The 21,916-nt window shown below is 39.3% G+C and carries 17 protein-coding genes, 1 pseudogene and 1 other annotated feature; of the genes and pseudogenes, 17 read left to right on the plus strand and 1 reads right to left on the minus strand.

Going from position 1 to position 21,916, the window contains the following annotated elements:
• Positions 1-67: 67 nt before the first annotated feature.
• The 16 genes from O3616_RS04350 (at position 68) to O3616_RS04425 (ending at position 15,231) form a co-directional block, all read left to right on the plus strand.
• On the plus strand, positions 68-265 hold the full coding sequence (locus O3616_RS04350; RefSeq protein ID WP_070478079.1) for a hypothetical protein: 198 nt from the start codon (positions 68-70) through the stop codon (positions 263-265).
• A complete protein-coding gene (locus O3616_RS04355) occupies positions 252-779 on the plus strand; it encodes a thiol-disulfide isomerase (RefSeq protein WP_261020876.1) in 528 nt (175 codons plus the stop codon). The genes O3616_RS04350 and O3616_RS04355 overlap by 14 nt, the downstream gene beginning before the upstream one ends.
• A gap of 179 nt (positions 780-958) precedes the next feature.
• A complete protein-coding gene (locus tag O3616_RS04360; protein WP_371638192.1) occupies positions 959-1,585 on the plus strand; it encodes a TipC family immunity protein in 627 nt (208 codons plus the stop codon).
• Between the two features lie 294 nt (positions 1,586-1,879).
• Positions 1,880-2,923, plus strand: coding sequence for a D-alanine--D-alanine ligase (locus tag O3616_RS04365; protein ID WP_371638193.1), 1,044 nt, complete (start codon positions 1,880-1,882; stop codon positions 2,921-2,923).
• 85 nt (positions 2,924-3,008) lie between these two features.
• Positions 3,009-4,382, plus strand: coding sequence for a UDP-N-acetylmuramoyl-tripeptide--D-alanyl-D-alanine ligase (murF, locus tag O3616_RS04370; protein ID WP_371638194.1), 1,374 nt, complete (start codon positions 3,009-3,011; stop codon positions 4,380-4,382).
• A complete protein-coding gene (locus O3616_RS04375) occupies positions 4,369-4,980 on the plus strand; it encodes an NUDIX hydrolase N-terminal domain-containing protein (protein WP_371638195.1) in 612 nt (203 codons plus the stop codon). The genes murF and O3616_RS04375 overlap by 14 nt, the downstream gene beginning before the upstream one ends.
• A 90-nt stretch (positions 4,981-5,070) precedes the next feature.
• Complete coding sequence (locus O3616_RS04380) at positions 5,071-5,775, plus strand: TIGR02206 family membrane protein (RefSeq protein WP_371638197.1); 705 nt, start codon at positions 5,071-5,073, stop codon at positions 5,773-5,775.
• Between the two features lie 214 nt (positions 5,776-5,989).
• Positions 5,990-7,369, plus strand: coding sequence for a cell division protein FtsA (gene ftsA, locus O3616_RS04385; RefSeq protein WP_033688313.1), 1,380 nt, complete (start codon positions 5,990-5,992; stop codon positions 7,367-7,369).
• Positions 7,370-7,386: 17 nt separating this feature from the next.
• Complete coding sequence (gene ftsZ / locus O3616_RS04390) at positions 7,387-8,643, plus strand: cell division protein FtsZ (RefSeq protein ID WP_049551589.1); 1,257 nt, start codon at positions 7,387-7,389, stop codon at positions 8,641-8,643.
• A 4-nt stretch (positions 8,644-8,647) separates the two neighbouring features.
• A complete protein-coding gene (locus O3616_RS04395; protein WP_049551588.1) occupies positions 8,648-9,319 on the plus strand; it encodes a YggS family pyridoxal phosphate-dependent enzyme in 672 nt (223 codons plus the stop codon).
• Between the two features lie 9 nt (positions 9,320-9,328).
• Positions 9,329-9,862: a cell division protein SepF gene (locus O3616_RS04400; RefSeq protein ID WP_049502426.1), complete on the plus strand. Its 534-nt coding sequence runs from the start codon at positions 9,329-9,331 to the stop codon at positions 9,860-9,862.
• A complete protein-coding gene (locus O3616_RS04405) occupies positions 9,862-10,125 on the plus strand; it encodes a YggT family protein (RefSeq protein ID WP_000576496.1) in 264 nt (87 codons plus the stop codon). Before O3616_RS04400 ends, O3616_RS04405 begins: the two co-directional genes overlap by 1 nt.
• Positions 10,122-10,907: an RNA-binding protein gene (locus O3616_RS04410; protein ID WP_371638198.1), complete on the plus strand. Its 786-nt coding sequence runs from the start codon at positions 10,122-10,124 to the stop codon at positions 10,905-10,907. The genes O3616_RS04405 and O3616_RS04410 overlap by 4 nt, the downstream gene beginning before the upstream one ends.
• Before the next feature lie 8 nt (positions 10,908-10,915).
• Positions 10,916-11,701 carry a DivIVA domain-containing protein gene (locus tag O3616_RS04415; RefSeq protein ID WP_049487346.1) on the plus strand — a complete coding sequence of 262 codons (786 nt, stop codon included), beginning with the start codon at positions 10,916-10,918 and terminating at the stop codon, positions 11,699-11,701.
• Positions 11,702-11,913, plus strand: a binding site (T-box leader).
• Between the two features lie 45 nt (positions 11,914-11,958).
• The gene (gene ileS / locus O3616_RS04420) at positions 11,959-14,751 is read left to right on the plus strand and encodes an isoleucine--tRNA ligase (protein ID WP_371638199.1); all 2,793 of its coding nucleotides are present in this window, start codon (positions 11,959-11,961) and stop codon (positions 14,749-14,751) included.
• 111 nt (positions 14,752-14,862) lie between these two features.
• Positions 14,863-15,231, plus strand: coding sequence for a hypothetical protein (locus O3616_RS04425; protein WP_004263686.1), 369 nt, complete (start codon positions 14,863-14,865; stop codon positions 15,229-15,231).
• A 78-nt stretch (positions 15,232-15,309) separates the two neighbouring features.
• Here the strand turns inward: O3616_RS04425 and O3616_RS04430 are convergent.
• Positions 15,310-15,491: pseudogene (locus O3616_RS04430) on the minus strand (transposase); the annotation flags it as partial.
• A 533-nt stretch (positions 15,492-16,024) separates the two neighbouring features.
• Between O3616_RS04430 and O3616_RS04435 the strand changes: the two are divergent.
• The gene (locus O3616_RS04435) at positions 16,025-21,838 is read left to right on the plus strand and encodes a ZmpA/ZmpB/ZmpC family metallo-endopeptidase (protein ID WP_371638200.1); all 5,814 of its coding nucleotides are present in this window, start codon (positions 16,025-16,027) and stop codon (positions 21,836-21,838) included.
• Positions 21,839-21,916 lie beyond the last annotated feature (78 nt).

A 21,916-nucleotide genomic window follows, 5' to 3' on the forward strand; every position in this document is an offset into this window, starting at 1 on the left:
CTTCTTGCTCAACACAATGCCGTATGAACAACTGGGCGTGTTGAAGAATTATATACTGTGAACTGTGATGGGAAATGGGGATAAAGCTAACGGTAAACTGATGGTTGAAACTCTTATTGAAAATAATACGATAGGAGGCAACTTTATTAAATATGGCTTTGACCTCAATATCTTTATTGGAAAACCTAATGAAAAGGAAGAGGGTTGGAAACATGACGTCTATGATTATTTAGACAGAGGGGATGAAAAAAATGTCGGGACTTAAAAAAATACTAATCGTGATTGGTTCTGTAATTGCTTTAGCTACTGGCTTGAATCTTTATTTTCAGTATCAAAACCACCAAGAACATATGCAATTAAAAACCTCCTTTGAAGAGAGGGACAATATAGTCGTCTTACAACATTTAATGGCATCAGGAAAATATGCGTCTGACATTCGTAAACCAGGCTATGTCGTTCCTCCAGATGGAGCTATTCGATTGGATGGAGGAATTGACTCCATAGAGATAAAAGGAGATATCGATTTCAAAATATCGCATCCTGGACGGAATGGGGTTACTGCTTATTTTGAAATAGAGATAGATGGTAAAATAACTAGTGCACTATATGAATTGGATAAGAACTTTGATATAATTTCTAGCACCTATTTTCAAATAAATGAAAAAAATATAAATGAGAGAGTGAACATCTCTCAATCCGAAGAAGATCGCCTATTAAAAATTATTCAAAAAGAGCTTGAGGATTTCATGGAAAAGATGTATCAGACTTTGTATGGATAGTTTCCCAGAGAAAGAAGCTTCTTGCTCAATACAATCCTGTATGAACAACTGGTTGTGTTGAGGAATTTTACTAGAAAAAGATACCGTAGATAAGCTACAAAAAAATTACCCAAGTACTTATAATTTCATTCGAAATATTGAAACAGGTAATCAAGAATTGACAGAGATGAGGTGATTAGATGAGGAAGAAAAAATTTGTAATTTTTTCATTGTTAATGGTTCTATTATTATCTTTCTCTGGTTTTCAGTATTATAAATATCAGAGAGTTCATAATATTTTTGATGAAATATACTACGAAGAAAGTGATTATCACAATTATACATTTCTCTGGAAAGGTCGAGCTTTTTATAAGTTAAAAGGTTTAAAAATTATCGATAATGGATCTCAAGATTTATATAAACATTCTATTGATTATAAAAGTGTAAATTTACCAAACACTATTTATTCTCTAGGTTATAATTTTTATTTTAATTTTCAGGGAATGACAGAAGTTGAACTAGAAATGCGTTTGAGACTGCCAGATACAGAGACAACTATAAATATAGAGTACCTGTACGATGTAAACAATCAGCAATTAGAACGATTTATTTGGTATCACGATGAGAAAAGCGTGAGATATTATCATCAGTCTCAAGTAGAAGCCTTTCTAGAGGAGCATGGAAAGACTGTTGATGAGATTCGCAAGGAAGCAGATAATGTACTCCGTAATAAAGTCCTTAAAGATTGGACCACTACCTACTCTAGTCGTTTTAGCCCAGATAATTGGGGAGAAGTGAGCGTTAAAGATATATGGAGAACAGAATAACAAATGGAACGATGAGGTAATAGTTTTATAAAGGAAGGTTGGCATGACAGAGTTCTTAAGAACATTTTATTGTATTCGATAGCTTTGGTCTGCTTTTTTTGGTGTGACGGAAGAAACTCCCTATACTATCACCATCACCAATGTAGACGACAAACCAGCACGCTTTGAAGCTCAAGTGGTGGATAGGTAAAATTTCAGCTCTCAAATGAGGGCTTTTTTAGATACAAGTTTCAAAAAAGAAGCAAATATGATATACTAAAGAACGAGTATTCTATTAGAATTGGAACAAGTAATATGAAACAAACGATTATTCTTTTATACGGTGGGCGTAGTGCAGAGCGTGAAGTCTCTGTTCTTTCAGCTGAAAGTGTCATGCGTGCGGTCAACTACGATCGTTTTACAGTCAAGACTTTTTTCATCAGCCAGTCAGGTGACTTTATTAAAACGCAAGAATTTAGCCAAACTCCAGGTCAAGAGGATCGTCTCATGACCAATGCGACCATTGATTGGGATAAGAAAGTTGCACCAAGTGCCATCTACGAAGAAGGTGCAGTGGTATTTCCAGTCCTTCACGGTCCGATGGGAGAAGATGGCTCAGTTCAAGGATTCTTGGAAATTTTGAAAATGCCTTATGTTGGTTGCAACATCTTGTCATCCAGTCTTGCCATGGATAAAATCACCACTAAGCGTGTGTTAGAATCTGTCGGGATTGCCCAAGTTCCTTATGTTGCCATTGTCGAAGGTGATGATGTGACTGCTAAAATTGCCGAAGTTGAAGAAAAATTGACTTATCCAGTTTTCACAAAACCATCAAACATGGGTTCAAGTGTCGGTATTTCTAAGTCTGAAAATCAAGAGGAACTCCGTCAAGCTTTGAAACTTGCCTTCCAATATGATAGCCGTGTCTTGGTTGAACAAGGGGTGAATGCTCGTGAAATCGAGGTTGGTCTCTTGGGCAACTACGATGTCAAGAGTACGCTACCAGGAGAAGTAGTCAAGGATGTTGCCTTTTATGACTACGATGCCAAGTATATTGACAACAAGATTACCATGGATATCCCAGCTAAAATCAGTAATGATGTGGTAGCTGTCATGCGTCAAAATGCAGAAACGGCCTTCCGTGCCATTGGTGGCCTCGGTCTCTCTCGTTGCGATTTCTTCTATACAGATAAGGGAGAGGTTTTCCTAAACGAGCTTAATACCATGCCAGGTTTCACCCAGTGGTCTATGTACCCACTACTTTGGGACAATATGGGAATCAGCTACCCAGAACTAATCGAGCGTTTGGTTGACCTTGCCAAGGAAAGTTTTGACAAGCACGAAGCTCATTTGCTATAAAAAATGAAAGAGAGGGTAGGAGCCAGAACCATCACTGCAAGGTGATCAGAGTTCTCGGACTTCGACCCTTTTTAAAGGAGTAGAAATGAAATTAACAATTCATGAAGTGGCTCAAGTTGTAGGAGCTAAAAATGATATCAGCATCTTTGAGGACACTCAATTAGAGAAGGCCGAGTTTGATAGTCGTTTGATTGCTACAGGGGACTTGTTTGTGCCCCTCAAAGGTGCGCGTGACGGTCATGACTTTATCGAAAGAGCTTTTGAAAATGGCGCTGCTGTAACCCTGTCTGAGAAAGAGGTTGCCAATCATCCCTACATTTTAGTAGATGATGTTCTGACTGCCTTTCAGCAACTAGCAACCTACTATCTTGAAAAAACGGCTATTGATGTCTTTGCTGTTACAGGTTCAAATGGCAAGACAACGACCAAAGATATGTTAGCGCACTTGTTATCAACAACCTATAAAACATACAAAACACAAGGCAACTACAATAACGAGATTGGTCTTCCTTACACAGTTCTCCACATGCCAGAAGGAACAGAAAAGTTGGTCTTGGAGATGGGACAGGATCACTTGGGAGATATTCATCTCTTGTCAGAATTGGCTCGTCCAAAAACAGCCATCGTGACCTTGGTTGGAGAAGCCCATTTGGCCTTTTTCAAAGACCGTTCTGAGATTGCTAAAGGAAAAATGCAAATTGCAGACGGGATGTCTTCGAATTCCTTGCTCTTGGTACCAGCAGATCCGATTGTAGAGGACTACTTGCCAGCTGATAAAAAGGTAGTTCGTTTTGGCTCAGGAGCAGAGTTGGAAATTACCGACCTGGTAGAACGTAAGGATAGTCTGACCTTTAAGGCTAATTTCTTGGAGCAAGACCTTGATTTGCCAGTGACTGGTAAGTACAATGCCACCAATGCCATGATTGCATCTTATGTTGCCCTACAAGAAGGGGTTTCAGAGGAGCAAATTCATAAGGCTTTCCAAAATCTTGAATTGACGCGTAACCGTACCGAGTGGAAGAAAGCGGCCAATGGAGCAGATATCCTATCAGATGTTTACAATGCCAATCCAACTGCTATGAAGTTGATTTTAGAGACTTTCTCTGCCATTCCAGCCAATGAAGGTGGCAAGAAAATTGCAGTTTTGGCGGATATGAAGGAACTCGGTGACCAGTCTATTCAACTCCATAACCAGATGATTTTGAGCCTTTCTCCAGATGTGCTTGATACCCTTATTTTCTATGGAGAAGACATTGCTGAATTAGCCCAATTGGCCAGTCAAATGTTCCCAATTGGCCACGTTTACTACTTCAAGAAAACAGAAGACCAAGACCAATTTGAAGACCTAGTCAAGCAGGTCAAAGAAAGCCTTGGAGTCCATGATCAAATCCTGCTCAAAGGCTCTAACTCTATGAATTTGGCCAAGTTGGTAGAAAGTTTAGAAAATGAAGCCAAGTGATTGTGTTAAGTATCTGCAAAGAATGATTGCCCTTACAGATACTGGCTTAACCTTTACAAAAGATCCTTTTGACCGTGAGCGCTACGAGGACTTGCGAAGTCTGTTATCTGAAATGTTGAATCAAGTATCAGAGCTGGATGCAGAAGAAGTGGCAGAAATCTTGAGACCAACTTCCGCTTATGCGACTCCTTTAATGGACGTCCGTGCTTGGATTGTTGAGGATGAAAAAATTTGTCTGGTTCGGGGACAAGGAGAGGATAGTTGGGCTTTGCCAGGTGGCTTTGGTGAGGTCGGTTATTCACCAACTGAAAATATTCTCAAGGAAATTGAAGAAGAAACCGGTTTTAAAGCCAAAGTTGAACGACTACTAGCTGTTTTTGATACCAATCGTTTCCAACTACAGAGCAAACAATATGCAAAGTTTGTTTTTGAATGTAAGTTTCTTGATGGACAATTCCAAGAAAATCAAGAAATCGCTGACCTTCAATTTTTTGCCATTGACCACCTGCCGAACTTATCTGAAAAACGCATTACCAAGGAGCAAATAGAGATTCTTTGGCAGGTTTATCAAGGTCAGAAGGAGCAATATCTTGACTAAGAAGATGATTATCGTATTTCTAAATTCATTTTTCTTAAATAGCATGGTATAATAAAATGCAGGAAAATTTTGAATCATGAGGAATACTAGATGAATTTATGGGATATTTTCTTTACGACCCAAGCAACAGAACCACCCAAATTTGACCTTTTTTGGTATGTCAGTATATTTACACTTTTAGCCTTAACATTTTTTACAGCCTATCGCTATCGTGAAAAGAAGGTTTGCCAACGATTTTTCCAAATCTTGCAGGCCGTTCAGTTGATCCTCCTTTATGGTTGGTACTGGATCAATCATATGCCGCTATCAGAAAGTTTACCTTTTTATCATTGCCGTATGGCTATGTTTGTGGTGCTTTTGCTTCCTGGTCAGTCTAAATATAGGCAGTATTTTGCATTACTAGGAACATTTGGGACATTAGCAGCCTTTGTTTATCCAGTGCCAGATGCCTATCCTTTCCCACATATTGCTATTTTGTCCTTTATCTTTGGGCACTTAGCTCTCTTGGGAAATTCACTGGTTTATCTCTTGAGACAGTACGACTCGAGAATGCTAGATGTGAAAAGAATTTTTATCATGACTTTTGCACTAAATGCCTTGATTTTTGTGGTTAATTTGGTAACAGGTGGTGATTACGGATTCTTGACAAAACCGCCATTGGTTGGGGATCACGGCTTAGTAGCTAATTATTTGATTGTTTCTCTGGCATTGTCAGCAGCGATTACTTTGACGAAGAAAATCTTGGAACTATTTTTAGAACAAGAAGCAGAAAAAATGATTGCAAAGAAAGCTTAAATTCAAGCTTTCTTTTTTTCATAAATCTGATTTTTTATAAGTTGTTTGGAAAAGATAAAAATCTGGTACTGGAAAGTGAAAAAATGGTAAGTAAATTTAGGAAAAACTAAGCACGATTGGTTTTTTTGTGTTATAATATTCTGTGAATAGCTATGCCCTGTTTTAGCTATATTGAATAGAAGTTTGAAACTTGGAAGAGAGAGGATGCGATGTAATGGCTAGAGATGGTTTTTTTACAGGCTTAGATATCGGAACCAATTCGATTAAGGTGTTGGTTGCCGAGCTTAGAAATGGTGAACTAAATGTAATTGGTGTAAGTAATGCCAAGAGTAAAGGTGTAAAGGATGGGATTATCGTTGATATTGAAGCAGCAGCAACTGCTATCAAGTCAGCTATTTCCCAAGCAGAAGAGAAAGCTGGCATTTCAATCAAATCAGTGAATGTTGGTTTGCCTGGAAATCTTTTGCAAGTAGAACCAACTCAAGGAATGATTCCAGTTACATCTGATACAAAAGAAATTACAGATCAAGATGTTGAAAATGTTGTTAAATCAGCCTTGACAAAGAGTATGACACCAGATCGTGAAGTCATTACTTTTATTCCTGAAGAATTTATCGTAGATGGCTTCCAAGGTATTCGTGACCCACGTGGTATGATGGGGGTTCGTCTTGAAATGCGTGGTTTGCTTTACACAGGTCCACGTACTATTCTTCACAATTTACGCAAGACAGTTGAGCGCTCAGGTGTTCAGGTTGAAAATATTATTATTTCACCATTGGCTTTGGTTCGTTCAGTCTTGAATGAAGGAGAGCGTGAATTTGGAGCTACGGTGATTGATATGGGAGCAGGTCAAACAACTGTTGCTACAATCCGTAACCAAGAACTCCAGTTTACAAATATTCTTCAAGAAGGTGGAGATTATGTCACAAAAGATATCTCTAAAGTCTTGAAGACTTCACAAAAACTAGCTGAAGGATTGAAATTGAACTATGGTGAAGCCTACCCTTCACTTGCAAGCAATGAAACCTTCCAAGTTGAAGTAATTGGTGAAGTAGAGCCTGTAGAAGTTACAGAAAGCTACCTAGCAGAGATTATTTCAGCCCGCATTAAGCACATTTTTGAACAAATCAAACAAGAGTTGGAAAGAAGACATTTGTTGGATCTTCCAGGTGGGATTGTTCTGATTGGTGGAAATGCTATTTTACCAGGTATTGTAGAACTTGCACAGGAAGTATTTGGCGTTGGTGTCAAACTTTACGTTCCAAATCAAGTTGGAATCCGTAATCCTGCCTTCGCTCATGTGATTAGCTTGTCTGAATTTGCTGGTCAATTGACTGAGGTGCATTTATTAGCACAACGAGCAGTTAAGGGTGAGGATACTTTGCGTCACCAACCAATTAATTTTGGTGGGATGATTCAACGCGTTACGCAGGTAGCACAACCTACCCCTATTCAACCAGTTCAAAATACTGAGGTAGAGCAGTCAGCTTCTACGAACGTAGTTGCTCCGAAAGAAGATAAAGTATCTTCTCAAAATAAACCAAAAATCGCAGATCGTTTCCGTGGCTTAATCGGAAGCATGTTTGATGAATAAAAGAGGAAAAATAAACTATGACATTTTCATTTGATACAGCAGCAGCTCAAGGTGCAGTTATTAAAGTAATCGGTGTTGGTGGAGGTGGTGGTAACGCCATTAACCGCATGGTTGACGAAGGTGTTGCAGGCGTAGAATTTATCGCAGCAAACACAGATGTACAAGCTTTGAGTAGTACAAAAGCTGAGACTGTAATTCAGTTAGGCCCTAAATTGACTCGTGGTTTGGGTGCTGGCGGTCGACCTGAAGTTGGTCAAAAGGCAGCTGAAGAAAGCGAAGAAGCCTTGACTCAAGCTATTACTGGAGCAGATATGGTCTTCATTACTGCAGGTATGGGAGGTGGCTCTGGTACTGGTGCAGCTCCTGTTATTGCCCGCATTGCTAAAGATTTAGGTGCTCTTACAGTTGGTGTTGTGACACGTCCTTTTGGTTTCGAAGGAAGCAAACGTGGTCAGTACGCTGTAGAAGGAATCAATCAACTTCGTGAGCATGTAGATACTCTATTGATTATTTCAAACAACAACTTGCTTGAAATTGTTGATAAGAAAACTCCACTTCTTGAAGCTCTTAGCGAAGCAGATAACGTACTTCGCCAAGGTGTTCAAGGGATTACTGACTTGATTACAAATCCTGGTTTGATTAACCTTGACTTTGCCGATGTGAAAACAGTTATGGCAAATAAAGGAAACGCCCTAATGGGTATCGGTATCGGTAGTGGTGAAGAACGTGTGGTAGAAGCAGCTCGTAAGGCAATCTACTCACCACTTCTTGAAACAACTATTGACGGTGCTGAGGATGTCATCGTCAACGTTACTGGTGGTCTCGACTTGACTTTGATTGAGGCAGAAGAAGCTTCAGAGATCGTCAACCAAGCTGCTGGCCAAGGAGTGAATATCTGGCTCGGAACATCTATCGATGAAAACATGAAAGATGAAATCCGTGTTACAGTTGTGGCAACTGGTGTTCGCCAAGATCGTGTTGAAAAAGTTGTTGGTCATGCACCAAGACAAACTGTTCGTCATGAGCAAGCAAGTCCTAGCCATGCACACAATCATAATCGTCACTTTGATATGGCTGAAACTGCAGAAATTCCAAGTCCAGCACCTCGCCGTACAGAAACTTCTCAAACTTCAGCATTTGGTGATTGGGACTTGCGTCGTGAGACAATTGTTCGTCCGACTGATTCAGTTGTATCACCAGTTGAACGTTTCGAAGCACCATCTTTACACGATGAGGATGAATTAGACACTCCTCCATTTTTCAAAAATCGTTAAGTAAATGAATTTGAAAGAAAATACAGAACGTGTTTTTCAACAAATAAAAGATGCAAGTCAGCAGTCAGGAAGAGAAACCAATTCTGTTTCGGTTGTTGCTGTTACAAAATATGTAGACGTACCGACAGCGGAGGCTTTGCTTCCGCTAGGTGTGCATCATATTGGTGAAAATCGTGTGGATAAATTTCTTGAGAAATATGAAGCTTTAAAAGATAGAAATATTACCTGGCATTTGATTGGAACCTTGCAAAGACGCAAGGTCAAAGACGTCATTCAGTATGTTGATTATTTCCACGCTTTGGATTCATTAAAGCTAGCAGAGGAAATTCAAAAAAGAAGTGACCGAGTTGTTAAGTGTTTCTTACAAGTAAATATCTCAAGGGAAGAGAGCAAACATGGTTTTTCAAGGGAAGAACTATTAGAGTTCTTGCCGGAATTAGCAACCTTAGATAAAATCGAATATGTCGGCTTGATGACCATGGCTCCTTTTGAAGCTAGTAGTGATGAGTTGAAAGAAATTTTTAAAGCTACGCAGGATTTGCAACTAGAAATTAGAGAAAAACAAATTCCCAATATGCCAATGACGGACTTGAGTATGGGTATGAGTCGCGACTACAAGGAAGCGATTGAATTTGGCTCAACATTTGTCAGAATTGGTACAGCATTTTTTAAATAGGAAAGAAATATGTCTTTAAAAGATAGATTTGATAAATTTATAGATTATTTTACAGAAGATGGAGAAGATGTTGGTACTGCATACCAGCCTAAAGCTGAAGAGCCGATTGTGACTCCAGTCCCTTCTGTTCAAGAGTTGCCTCAACAAGCTGCTAGTACGCCATCTAAAGATAAAAACATCACTCGTCTTCATGCCCGTCAACAAGAGTTAGCTATGCAAAGTCAACGTTCTACTGATAAGGTGACAATTGATGTTCGTTATCCACGTAAATACGAAGATGCCACAGATATTGTTGATTTATTAGCTGGTAACGAAAGTATTTTGATTGATTTCCAATATATGACAGAAGTTCAAGCACGTCGTTGTTTGGACTATCTGGATGGGGCGCGCCACGTTTTAGCTGGTAACATGAAAAAGGTAGCATCTACTATGTACCTGCTGACACCAGTTGATGTTGTCGTCAATATTGAAGATATCAAAATTCCAGATGAATCACAAAATGGTGAATTTGGCTTTGATATGAAACGTACGAGAGTAAGATAATGATCTTTCTCATTCGTTTTGTTCAAAATGCAGTGGATATCTATTCACTGATTTTAATCGTGTTTGCTCTGATGTCTTGGTTTCCCAATGCTTATGAATCACGTCTTGGACGCTTGATTATTAGTTTAGTGAAACCGATAGTAGCTCCCTTGCAACGTTTACCCCTCCAGATTGCAGGTCTTGACTTGTCTGTCTGGATTGCGGTATTACTAGTTCACTTCCTAGGGGAGCAGTTGATTCGACTTTTAGTAATCTTTCTATGAAGAAGATGATTTATCAACACTTTTCTAAGAATGATTCGTCTTTTATTGATAAGGGAGTAGAATGGATAAAAAAGGTAGAAGATTCCTATTCTCCTTTTTTAACACACTTTGTAAATCCCCATCAAGAAAAGATTTTAAAGGTGCTAGCATCAACCAACGGCATCTCCTACATGAGCAGTCGGCAGTTTCTTGAAACTGAATATGTACGGGTTCTCCTGTATCCTGATTATTTTGAGCCAGAATTCTCTGATTTTGAACTTTCCTTGCAAGAAATTGTCTATCCTAATAAGTTTGAGCGGTTAACACATGCAAAAATATTAGGAACTGTTTTAAACAAGCTAGGAATTGATAGGAAGCTATTTGGTGATATCTTAGTCAACGAAGAGAGAGCACAGATTATCATTAATCGACAGTTTACTCTCCTTTTTCAAGACGGCATTACGAAAATTGCTCGGTTACCGGTTCGTCTAGAAGAACGGGATTTTACTGAGAGAATTGCTACAGTAGAAGATTATCAAGAATTAGATATTTGTATTGCTAGTTCTAGATTAGATGGTTTTCTAGCAGGTGTCTTAAAGCTGTCTAGAAATCAGGCAAGTCAGTTAATTGAAAAACAGGCAGTCCAAGTTAATTACCATTTAGTTGAAAAATCAGATTATGCAGTTCAAGTTGGTGATTTGATTAGTGTGAGGAAATTTAGTCGATTGAAACTTGTTAGAGATAATGGGCAAACAAAAAAAGATAAAAAGAAATTAACGGTCCAATTATTATTAAGTAAGTGAGGAATAATATGCCAATTACATCGTTAGAAATCAAAGATAAAACCTTTGGTACAAGATTTAGAGGTTTTGATCCAGAAGAAGTTGAAGAATTTCTTGAAATTATTGTTCGTGATTATGAAGATTTAGTTCGAAGCAATCATGATAAAGAGTTGCATATCAAGAGCTTGGAAGAACGTTTGTCTTACTTTGATGAGATGAAAGATTCTTTGAGTCAATCAGTATTGATTGCTCAAGATACGGCAGAGCGTGTGAAACAAGCTGCTCAAGATCGTTCTAATAATATTATCCAACAGGCAGAGCAAGATGCCCAACGTTTGCTTGAAGAAGCAAAATATAAGGCTAATGAGATTTTGCGTCAAGCTACTGATAATGCTAAGAAAGTTGCTGTTGAGACTGAAGAATTGAAGAACAAAAGCCGTGTCTTCCACCAACGTCTCAAATCTACAATTGAGAGTCAGTTAGCAATTGTTGAATCATCAGATTGGGAAGATATTCTGCGCCCAACAGCTACCTATCTTCAGACAAGTGATGAAGCATTTAAAGAAGTTGTTGGTGAAGTTCTTGGTGAGTCAGTGTATTCACAACCAGAAGAAGAACCAATCGATATGACTCGTCAATTTACACCTGAAGAAATGGCTGAGTTACAAGCTCGAATTGAGGCTGGTAATAGAGAATTAGCTGAATTTGAAGCTCAACAACATCATTATGTGGAAGAACATTTAGAGCCAGTTGAAGTCGAAGGCCCTTCATCGAATGAGGAAGATACAAATAAAGAATCTGTCCTAATCTTATAATGAATAGTGATATGTGAGAACAATATTTTATCCTTATATTTCCAGCGAGCAGGAGATGGTGTGAGTCCTGCATTCCCTAACGATAAGATTATCCTCTCAAAAACTCAAGTCTGAAGCTAGTAGGATTTGACGTTTCCCACGTTACGGGATAAGAGGGAGAAAGACTAAATCTTTTTCCGAATAAAGGTGGTACCACGATTTTCGTCCTTTTTGGCAGTCGTGGTTTTTAATTTGTTATTATTTATAAAGGAGATACCATGAAACTCAAAGATACCCTTAATCTTGGGAAAACAGCTTTCCCAATGCGTGCAGGCCTTCCTACCAAAGAGCCAGTTTGGCAAAAGGAATGGGAAGATGCAAAACTTTATCAACGTCGTCAAGAATTGAACCAAGGAAAACCTCATTTCACCTTGCATGATGGCCCTCCATATGCGAACGGAAATATCCACGTTGGACACGCAATGAACAAGATTTCAAAAGATATCATTGTTCGTTCAAAATCTATGTCAGGATTTTATGCACCATATATTCCAGGTTGGGATACACATGGTCTGCCAATCGAGCAAGTTTTGGCAAAACAAGGTGTCAAACGTAAAGAAATGGACTTGGTTGAGTACTTGAAACTTTGCCGTGAATACGCTCTTTCACAAGTAGATAAACAACGTGAAGACTTTAAACGTTTGGGTGTTTCTGGTGACTGGGAAAATCCATATGTGACTTTGACTCCTGATTATGAAGCAGCCCAAATCCGTGTCTTCGGTGAGATGGCTAACAAGGGTTATATCTACCGTGGAGCCAAGCCAGTTTACTGGTCTTGGTCATCTGAATCTGCCCTTGCTGAAGCAGAGATTGAATACCATGATTTGGTTTCAACTTCTCTTTACTATGCCAACAAGGTAAAAGATGGCAAAGGTGTCCTAGATACAGATACTTATATCGTTGTCTGGACAACTACTCCATTTACTATCACAGCTTCTCGTGGTTTGACTGTCGGAGCGGATATTGATTACGTCTTGGTTCAACCTGCAGGTGAAGCTCGTAAGTTTGTCGTTGCTGCAGAATTATTGACTAGCTTGTCTGAGAAATTTGGTTGGGCTGATGTTCAAGTCTTGGCAACATACCGTGGTCAAGAATTGAACCACATCGTAACAGAACACCCATGGGATAAGGCTGTAGATGAGTTGGTAATTCTCGGTGATCACGTTACGACTGACTCTGGTACAGGTATTGTCCATACAGCCCCTGGTTTTGGTGAGGATGACTACAATGTCGGTATTGCTAATGGTCTTGAAGTCGCAGTGACTGTTGACGAACGTGGTATCATGATGAAGAATGCTGGTCCTGAGTTTGAAGGTCAATTCTATGAAAAGGTAGTTCCAACTGTTATCGAGAAACTTGGTAACCTCCTTCTTGCCCAAGAAGAAATCTCTCACTCATACCCATTTGACTGGCGTACGAAGAAACCAATCATCTGGCGTGCAGTTCCACAATGGTTTGCTTCAGTTTCTAAATTCCGCCAAGAAATCTTGGATGAAATTGAAAAAGTGAAATTCCACTCAGAATGGGGTAAAGTTCGTCTTTACAATATGATTCGTGACCGTGGCGACTGGGTTATCTCTCGTCAACGTGCCTGGGGTGTTCCGCTTCCAATCTTCTACGCTGAAGATGGTACAGCGATCATGACAGCTGAAACGATTGAACACGTGGCTCAACTCTTTGAGGAACACGGTTCTATCATCTGGTGGGAACGTGATGCTAAGGACCTCTTGCCAGAAGGATTTACTCATCCAGGTTCACCAAATGGCGAGTTCAAAAAAGAAACAGATATCATGGATGTTTGGTTTGACTCAGGTTCATCATGGAATGGGGTTGTGGTAAACCGTCCTGAGTTGACTTACCCAGCAGACCTTTACCTAGAAGGTTCTGACCAATACCGTGGTTGGTTCAATTCTTCACTTATCACATCTGTTGCCAATCATGGCGTAGCACCTTACAAACAAATCTTGTCACAAGGTTTTGCCCTTGATGGTAAAGGTGAGAAGATGTCTAAATCTCTTGGAAATACAATTGCCCCAAGTGATGTTGAAAAACAATTTGGTGCAGAAATCTTGCGTCTTTGGGTAACAAGTGTAGACTCAAGCAACGACGTGCGTATCTCTATGGATATCTTGAGCCAAGTCTCTGAAACTTACCGTAAGATCCGTAACACTCTTCGTTTCTTGATTGCCAATACTTCTGACTTTAACCCAGCTCAAGATGCAGTCGCTTACGATGAGCTTCGTTCAGTTGATAAGTACATGACTATTCGCTTTAACCAACTTGTTAAGACTATTCGTGATGCTTATGCAAACTTTGAATTCTTGACAATCTATAAGGCCTTGGTGAACTTTATCAACGTTGACCTGTCAGCCTTCTACCTTGATTTTGCCAAAGATGTTGTTTATATCGAAGGTGCAAAATCACTGGAACGCCGTCAAATGCAGACTGTCTTCTATGACATTCTTGTGAAAATCACCAAACTCTTGACACCAATTCTTCCTCATACAGCAGAGGAAATCTGGTCATACCTTGAGTTTGAAACAGAAGACTTCGTTCAATTGTCAGAATTGCCAGAAGCAGAGACGTTTGCTAACCAAGAAGAAATCTTGGATACCTGGGCAGCCTTCATGGACTTCCGTGGACAAGCTCAAAAAGCCTTGGAAGAAGCGCGTAATGCCAAAGTTATCGGGAAATCACTTGAAGCACACTTGACAGTTTATCCAAACGAAGTTGTGAAAACTCTACTCGAAGCAGTAAACAGCAATGTAGCACAACTTTTGATTGTGTCTGAATTGACCATCGCAGAAGGACCAGCTCCAGAAACTGCCGTTAGCTTTGAAGATGTAGCCTTCACAGTTGAACGCGCTGCAGGTGAAGTATGTGACCGTTGCCGTCGTATCGACCCAACAACAGCAGAACGCAGCTACCATGCAGTCATCTGTGACCACTGTGCAAGCATCGTAGAAGAAAACTTTGCGGATGCAGTAGCAGAAGGGTTTGAAGAGAAATAATCGAATTATAGATTAAAAAAGTTTTCTGTGTGTGTATTTTAGTTTGATATAAAAGAAAATATTAAACAAAATTAATGTATAATATTAATTTTTAATGAAAAGGAAATATTGATGAAAAAGAAAACACTTGCTCAATTAGATGGTATCATTGGTTTAGTTACAGGAACTATCCTAACCATTTTGCCAATTATTATAATTATGATTGCCTCTATATTTGATGATGAAGAAGTTGTTGGTGTCATCTTAGGAATTATTTTTATTATTTTTAGTTTAGTAAAAATTGGAATTTTAATTCTAGGTATTCTCTCACTAATATACTATAAAGATGATAATAGAATTTCTATTGCACCCTCAGTCTTATTAATTGTTGGCTCTGCACTTGCATTGGTTCCATTCTTAGGATGGATAGGGGGAATCGTCATTATTGTTGGTGCTTCATTATTTTTAGGAAGCCTCAAAAAATTTAAAGTTGAACTATAAATAGAGTTTTTGTCAACTAGAGTAAATGGAGAAACTCTAAAATTGGTTCTTTGTCAGTAGTAGTGGATTAAAGAAAAGCTAAGATAGAGAAAGGACAAATTTCGTCCTTTCTTTTTTGATGTTCAGAGCGATAAAAATCGTTTTTTGAAGTTTTCAAAGTTTCGAAAACCAAAGGAATTTCGCTTGATAAGTTTGATGAGATTATTGGTCGCTTCTGATTTGGAGTTAGAATAGGGTAATTGAAGAGCGTTGACGATTTTTCAATGATTTCATGATTGATGAAAGTTACTATTTTAGTTTTAAGAATTGTGGCTATTGTGTATTTCAAGGGCGATGAGCTTGTGACTCCTGCACTGTCTGTATTGTTTATCGTAGGTAGTTCTGTTGGATTAGTCCCATTCGTGGACTAGATAGGAGAAATTATGACAATTATTGGCAATTCCTATACTTTGAAATTTTGAAAAAATTTGAAATTGAAGAATCATATCTTTCGAATTGAGGTGGGACGAATTGACTATTTGTTAGAAATACTTATTACAGTATGAAGACGGTTAGCCTTATTTTTTTGTTACCAATTGACGGAAAATCTTACAGGATAAATAAGCTATTTCATTCGTAAAATCTAAAGCATTTATTTGAGACAAGGAACTCTTTTTATAGTATAATGATGGTTGTAGATTAAATATATCAAAATATATATAGAAGTATTTTTGTTTCTTGTAAGTTTATCATAGTGAGGAAGCAAAATGCTTCTTCTATTTTGAAATGGATAAAATAATAGAGAGGATATAGAATGAAAAAGTTTTTTGGAGAGAAGCAGCATCGTTTTTCCTTACGAAAGTTAGCGATTGGTCTTGTGTCTGCTTCAATTTCTAGTTTATTTTTTGTGTCTATTGCTAGCGGTGGGACCGTATTTGCTCAAGAAAATGTATCTGTTCACTACAAATACGTGACGGATACAGAACTGAGTAGTCATGAGAAGGACTTGATTGTAAAGGATTTTCCTAATATTGCTGAAGATAGTGAGAGTACCTATTATCTAGTCTACCGTATGGATGAGAAAGCCCAACTAGGTCTGTTGCCTAATACCGGTGAGCACAATAATCTGGTTACCGTCCTTACTGGTGGAGCCCTCGCTTCGATTGGACTCCTCATTTTTGCTGTTTCGAGAAAGAAAGGCAATAAGAAAGCATTGTTGAAGGTTGTTTTGATAACAGGCGTGGGGAGCGGTTTGGTCTCTTCGGTTCAGGCTATTGAAAATCAGCTTTTGCTACAATACAATCAAGAATATCAATTATCCCAAGGAGATAGTCTGCCTCTGCCAAGAGTCCTGTCAGGTTATACCTATCTAGGCTATATTAAGCAAGACAAGAAAATTAATCAGTTAGAAACTGTTGCTAGAGATCAGAAACTAGACGATACGGTTCACCCTCATTTCCAGTCCAATGAAGGTGGGCAAAATGTAAGAGATGAGCGGAAAAATCCGTCTCCAACAAGCCCTGCTGACAAGCCAATCCCTTCTAAAGATTCACCCAATCAAAAGCCGTCTGGTATTGCTAGTGTGGATCCTCATGACGAAGTCTTGGCTGGTCGTTTAAATAAACCAGAGCTCTTATACAAAGATCAAGAGATTGAAACCAAGCTAGACTTTGCTGAAGTGGTTCAAGAGAATCCAGATTTAATTGAGGGAACAATTCGTGTCAAACAAGAAGGTCATGTTGGGAAGAAGGTTGAGGTTGTTCGTATTTTCACTGTTGAAAATCAAGAAATTTCCCGAGAAGTTCTCTCGACTAAGGTAGAAGAAGCCTTACCACGTATAGTAGAAAAAGGGACTAAGAAGGCAGTTGTATCGAGTGAAATACCCCAGTCTGCAAGAAAAGGTGAGCCTGAGACTCAGGCCTCATTACCAGAATATAAAGGTGAGCAATCTGGAGCTGTTGTAGCCCCTGAGACAGCCAAAAAACCAGAATATAGAGAAACTCAGTCCGGAGCGGTCGTCGAACCCGAGAAAGTAGATCCGCAACCTGAGTATCAGGGGACTCCATCCGGTGCTCTCGTCGAACCGGAAATTCAGCCTTCCTTACCAGAATATAAAGGTGAGCAATCTGGAGCTGTTGTAGCCCCTGAGAAAACTGATAAACCAGCCTATGCAGGAACTCAGTCTGGAGCAATAGTCGAACCCGAGAAAGTAGCTCCGCTACCTGAATATCAGGGAACTCAAGCTGGTGCTATCGTCGAACCAGAGACCCATGCTTCCTTACCAGAATATAAAGGTGAGCAATCTGGTGCAATAGTTGCCCCTGAGACAACTGAAAAACCAGAATATACAGGCATTCAATCTGGAGCCATCGTCGAACCAGAAACGGCTGATAAGCCATCCTATACAGGTACCCAGTCCGGAGCGGTTGTTGAACCAGAGCAAGTGGCTCCACAACCAGAGTACAAGGGAACTCAATCTGGTGCCATCGTCGAACCGGAGACTCAGCCTTCCTTGCCAGAATATAAAGGCGAGCAATCGGGAGCTGTTGTAGCCCCTGAGACGGTCGAAAAACCAGAATATACAGGCATTCAATCTGGAGCAATAGTCGAACCAGAACAGGTACCATCGAAACCATCTTATACAGGTACCCAATCCGGAGCGATTGTTGAACCCGAACAAGTAGCTCCTCTTCCAGAATATACTGGCAATATTGAGCAAGCAAAACCAGAAAATCCGGCTGAAAAACCAAAAGAAAAAGATCCAGAAAAAACACTTGAATTAAGAAATGTTTCTGATCTGGAGTTATATAGTCAGACCAATGGTACTTACAAACAACATGTTTCTTTAGACAGTGTTCCAAGTAATATAGACACTTACTTTGTTAAGGCAAAATCGTCGTCATTCAAAGATGTCTATCTACCTGTCGCTTCAATAACTGCAGAAATAAAAAATGGACAATCCGTTTATAAAATCATAGCCAAAGCTGAGAAACTCCAGCAAGAGCTAGAAAATAAATATGTCGATAATTTCACCTTCTATCTCGCAAAAAAGGCTACAGAAGAAACAACAACCTTCACTTCCTTTAGCAACTTGGTTAAAGCTATCAACAAGAATCTCTCTGGAACCTATCATTTAGCGGCTAGCTTGAATGCCAACGAAGTGGATTTGGGACCTGATGACAGATCTTACATCAGGGGCACCTTTACTGGTCAGTTGATTGGTGAAAAAGATGGTAAGCGGTATGCTATTTACAATTTGAAAAAGCCTCTTTTTGAAAGCTTGAGAGGGGCCACAGTAGAAAAGTTGAGCCTAAAAAATGTCTCTATTTCAGGTAAAGATGATATCGGTTCACTGGCCAATGAAGCTACGGATAACACAAAGATTAAGCAAGTTCATGTCGATGGTGTTCTGGCTGGGGAACGTGGTATCGGTGGTTTGTTGGCTAAGGCAGACCAATCAAGCATCACAGAGAGCAGTTTTAAGGGAAGAATTGTTAATACTTACGAAACGACTGCGGCATACAATATTGGTGGTTTGGTTGGTCATTTGACAGGAGGCAGAGCTTCACTGACTAAGTCAAAAGCGACAGTAGCCATTTCCTCCAACACCAATAGTTCAGATCAGACTGTTGGTGGGCTTGCAGGTCTAGTAGACCAAGATGCGCATATACAGGATAGCTATGCTGAAGGTGATATCAATAATGTCAAGCACTTTGGTAGAGTTGCGGGTGTGGCTGGATATTTGTGGGATCGAAAGACGAATGAGGAACAGCATGCAGGAAGATTGACCAATGTACTAAGTGATGTCAATGTAACCAACGGGAATGCTATTACCGGTTACCACTATAATGAAATGAAGGTGGCTAATACATTCAGCAACAAAGCTAATAGAGTCTACAATGTCACCTTGGTCAGGGAAGAAGTCGTCAGCAAGGAATCATTTGTAGAAAGAGGAACAATTTTAGATGCTTCTGAAGTGACTAATAAAAAAGCAGAAATCAATCCTCTCGCTCCTCCAACAGTGGAGCCTCTTTCAACAAGTGGTAGTAAAGAAAGTGATTTTTCTAAGGTGAAGCATTATCAAGCTCAGCGCGCCTTGGCTTATAAAAATATTGAAAAATTGCTACCTTTCTACAACAAGGCAACCATCGTCAAATACGGAAACCTGGTCAATGAGAACAGTCTTTTATATCAAAAAGAACTCTTGTCAGCAGTCATGATGAAGGATGACCAAGTCATCACCGATATTGTTTCCAACAAACAGACTGCAAACAAACTCTTGCTCCATTACCAGGATCATTCCTCTGAAACATTCCAGCTCAAGTACCAGAATGATTTTGCTAAGTTGGCAGAATATAGTCTAGGAGATACGGGGCTTCTCTATACGCCAAACCAATTCTTGTATAATCAAGAAACGATTATCCGGCAAGTCTTACCAGAATTGAAGAAGGTAAATTATCATTCAGATGCTATTAGAAACACACTTGGTATTTCACCAAAAGTGAAGCAAACCGAGCTCTATCTAGAAGAGCAGTTTGCTAAAACGAAGGAGCATCTAGAAGACAGTCTGAGAAAACTCTTGTCAGCGGATGCTGGTCTAGTGGAAAACAATCAAGTAATGACAGGTTATATTGTAGATAAAATCAAGCGTAACAAGGAAGCCTTGCTTCTTGGTATGAGCTACTTGGAGCGTTGGTATAACTTTAGCTATGGTCAGGTTAATATTAAAGACTTGGTCTTGTATCACCTTGATTTCTTTGGCAAAGGAAATGCATCTCCGTTAGATACTTTGATTGAGTTAGGGAAATCAGGATTTAATAATCTGCTTGCTAAGAACAACGTTGATACTTATGGTATCAGTCTTGCCAGCCATCATGGAACGACAGATTTGTTTAGCACGCTAGAAAATTACCGAAAAGTCTTTTTACCAAACACTAGCAACAATGACTGGTTTAAAAAACAGACCAAAGCTTTCATCGTCGAAGAAAAATCCACTATTGCAGAGGTCAAAGCCAAGCAAGAGCAAGCAGGGACTAAGTATTCTATCGGAGTTTATGACCGAATTACTAGTAGTACTTGGAAATACCGCAATATGGTCTTGCCTCTCCTTACCTTGCCAGAAAGATCAGTCTTTGTCATCTCAACCTTGTCTAGCCTAGGATTTGGAGCTTACGATCGCTACCGCAACAGCGACTATAAGGCTGGAGATGAACTCAATAAGTTTGTTGAAGATAATGCGCGTGAAACAGCCAAGCGTCAGCGAGATCACTACGATTATTGGTATCGTATTTTAGATAATGAGGGACGTGAAAAACTCTATCGTACGATCCTGCTTTATGATGCCTATAAGTTTGGTGATGATCATACTGAAGGAAAGGCTTCAACAATCGCAGACTTTGAGAATTCAAATCCTGCAATGCAACATTTCTTTGGACCAGTTGGTAACAAGGTGGTTCATAATCATCACGGTGCATACGCAACAGGAGATGGTGTCTATTATATGTCTTACCGTATGTTGGATAAGGATGGCGCTATTACGTATACCCATGAGATGACCCATGATTCAGATCAGGATATCTATCTTGGTGGCTATGGTAGAAGAAGTGGTCTTGGTCCTGAGTTCTTTGCTAAAGGCTTATTACAAGCGCCAGATCATCCAAATGATGCAACCATTACCATTAACTCAATCTTGAAACATTCAAAATCAGATAGCATGGAAGGATCCCGTCTACAAGTCTTAGATCCGACGGAACGATTCAAAGATGCATCCGATCTCCAGAAATACGCTCATAATATGTTTGACCTCATCTATCTGTTGGAATATCTTGAAGGGCAATCGATCGTTAAGAAACTGAATGTTTCTCAGAAAATGGAAGCTCTTAGAAAAATTGAGAACCACTATCTAACAGATCCAGCAGACGGAAATGATGTTTATGCTACTAATGTTGTGAAAAATTTGACTGAAGATGAAGCTAAAAAATTGACTAGCTTTGATAGTTTGATTGACAATAATATTCTTTCGGCTCGTGAGTATCAGGCTGGCACTTATGAGAGAAATGGCTACTTTACGATTAAACTCTTTGCACCAATCTTTTCAGCATTGAGCAGTGAGAAAGGAACTCCTGGAGATCTTATGGGACGCCGGATAGCTTATGAACTCTTAGCTGCTAAAGGATTTAAAGAAGGTATGGTCCCATATATTTCCAACCAATATGAAGAAATTGCTAAACAAAATGGTCATACAATCAACCTCTACGGTAAAAAGCAAGGATTAGTGACAGATAAGCTTGTTTTAGAAAAGCTATTTGGTGGTCAGTATTCATCTTGGGCAGCCTTTAAAAAAGCTATGTATCAAGAGCGCGTTGCTCAGTTTGATCATTTGAATAAAATTACTTTTAAAGATCCGACGCAATCATGGATGAGCAATGCCACGAAAACCATTCAAAGAGTAAAAGAATTGCAAGAACTGATGGATCAAGCTGTTTTACAGGATGCGGAAGGTATGCGTTGGAGTGACTATAACCCAGAAACTGACAGTGCTGTCCATAAACTTAAGAGAGCAGTCTTTAAAGCCTACCTAGACCAAACAAATGATTTTAGAACTTCTATTTTTGCAAATAAAAAGTAATGAATTATAGAAGTTCCTAATCAGGATGAGAGGACTTTACTTCCTGACTGTCAGAACTTGTCGATTTTAACTAGCTTT

Source organism: Streptococcus sp. 27098_8_86 (assembly GCF_041432595.1).
Classification (GTDB): domain Bacteria; phylum Bacillota; class Bacilli; order Lactobacillales; family Streptococcaceae; genus Streptococcus; species Streptococcus pneumoniae_F.

What these genes read in the sequence shown, in the direction of transcription:
- O3616_RS04360 (WP_371638192.1), top strand. Translation starts at nt 959, where the DNA reads ATGAGGAAGAAAAAATTTGTAATTTTTTCATTGTTAATGGTTCTATTA.
- O3616_RS04375 (WP_371638195.1), top strand. Translation starts at nt 4,369, where the DNA reads ATGAAGCCAAGTGATTGTGTTAAGTATCTGCAAAGAATGATTGCCCTT.
- O3616_RS04410 (WP_371638198.1), top strand. Translation starts at nt 10,122, where the DNA reads ATGAAGAAGATGATTTATCAACACTTTTCTAAGAATGATTCGTCTTTT.
- O3616_RS04435 (WP_371638200.1), top strand. Translation starts at nt 16,025, where the DNA reads ATGAAAAAGTTTTTTGGAGAGAAGCAGCATCGTTTTTCCTTACGAAAG.
- O3616_RS04355 (WP_261020876.1), top strand. Translation starts at nt 252, where the DNA reads ATGTCGGGACTTAAAAAAATACTAATCGTGATTGGTTCTGTAATTGCT.
- O3616_RS04400 (WP_049502426.1), top strand. Translation starts at nt 9,329, where the DNA reads ATGTCTTTAAAAGATAGATTTGATAAATTTATAGATTATTTTACAGAA.
- O3616_RS04415 (WP_049487346.1), top strand. Translation starts at nt 10,916, where the DNA reads ATGCCAATTACATCGTTAGAAATCAAAGATAAAACCTTTGGTACAAGA.
- ftsA (WP_033688313.1), top strand. Translation starts at nt 5,990, where the DNA reads ATGGCTAGAGATGGTTTTTTTACAGGCTTAGATATCGGAACCAATTCG.
- O3616_RS04365 (WP_371638193.1), top strand. Translation starts at nt 1,880, where the DNA reads ATGAAACAAACGATTATTCTTTTATACGGTGGGCGTAGTGCAGAGCGT.
- murF (WP_371638194.1), top strand. Translation starts at nt 3,009, where the DNA reads ATGAAATTAACAATTCATGAAGTGGCTCAAGTTGTAGGAGCTAAAAAT.
- ileS (WP_371638199.1), top strand. Translation starts at nt 11,959, where the DNA reads ATGAAACTCAAAGATACCCTTAATCTTGGGAAAACAGCTTTCCCAATG.
- O3616_RS04425 (WP_004263686.1), top strand. Translation starts at nt 14,863, where the DNA reads ATGAAAAAGAAAACACTTGCTCAATTAGATGGTATCATTGGTTTAGTT.
- O3616_RS04380 (WP_371638197.1), top strand. Translation starts at nt 5,071, where the DNA reads ATGAATTTATGGGATATTTTCTTTACGACCCAAGCAACAGAACCACCC.
- O3616_RS04405 (WP_000576496.1), top strand. Translation starts at nt 9,862, where the DNA reads ATGATCTTTCTCATTCGTTTTGTTCAAAATGCAGTGGATATCTATTCA.
- O3616_RS04350 (WP_070478079.1), top strand. Translation starts at nt 68, where the DNA reads ATGGGAAATGGGGATAAAGCTAACGGTAAACTGATGGTTGAAACTCTT.
- O3616_RS04395 (WP_049551588.1), top strand. Translation starts at nt 8,648, where the DNA reads ATGAATTTGAAAGAAAATACAGAACGTGTTTTTCAACAAATAAAAGAT.
- ftsZ (WP_049551589.1), top strand. Translation starts at nt 7,387, where the DNA reads ATGACATTTTCATTTGATACAGCAGCAGCTCAAGGTGCAGTTATTAAA.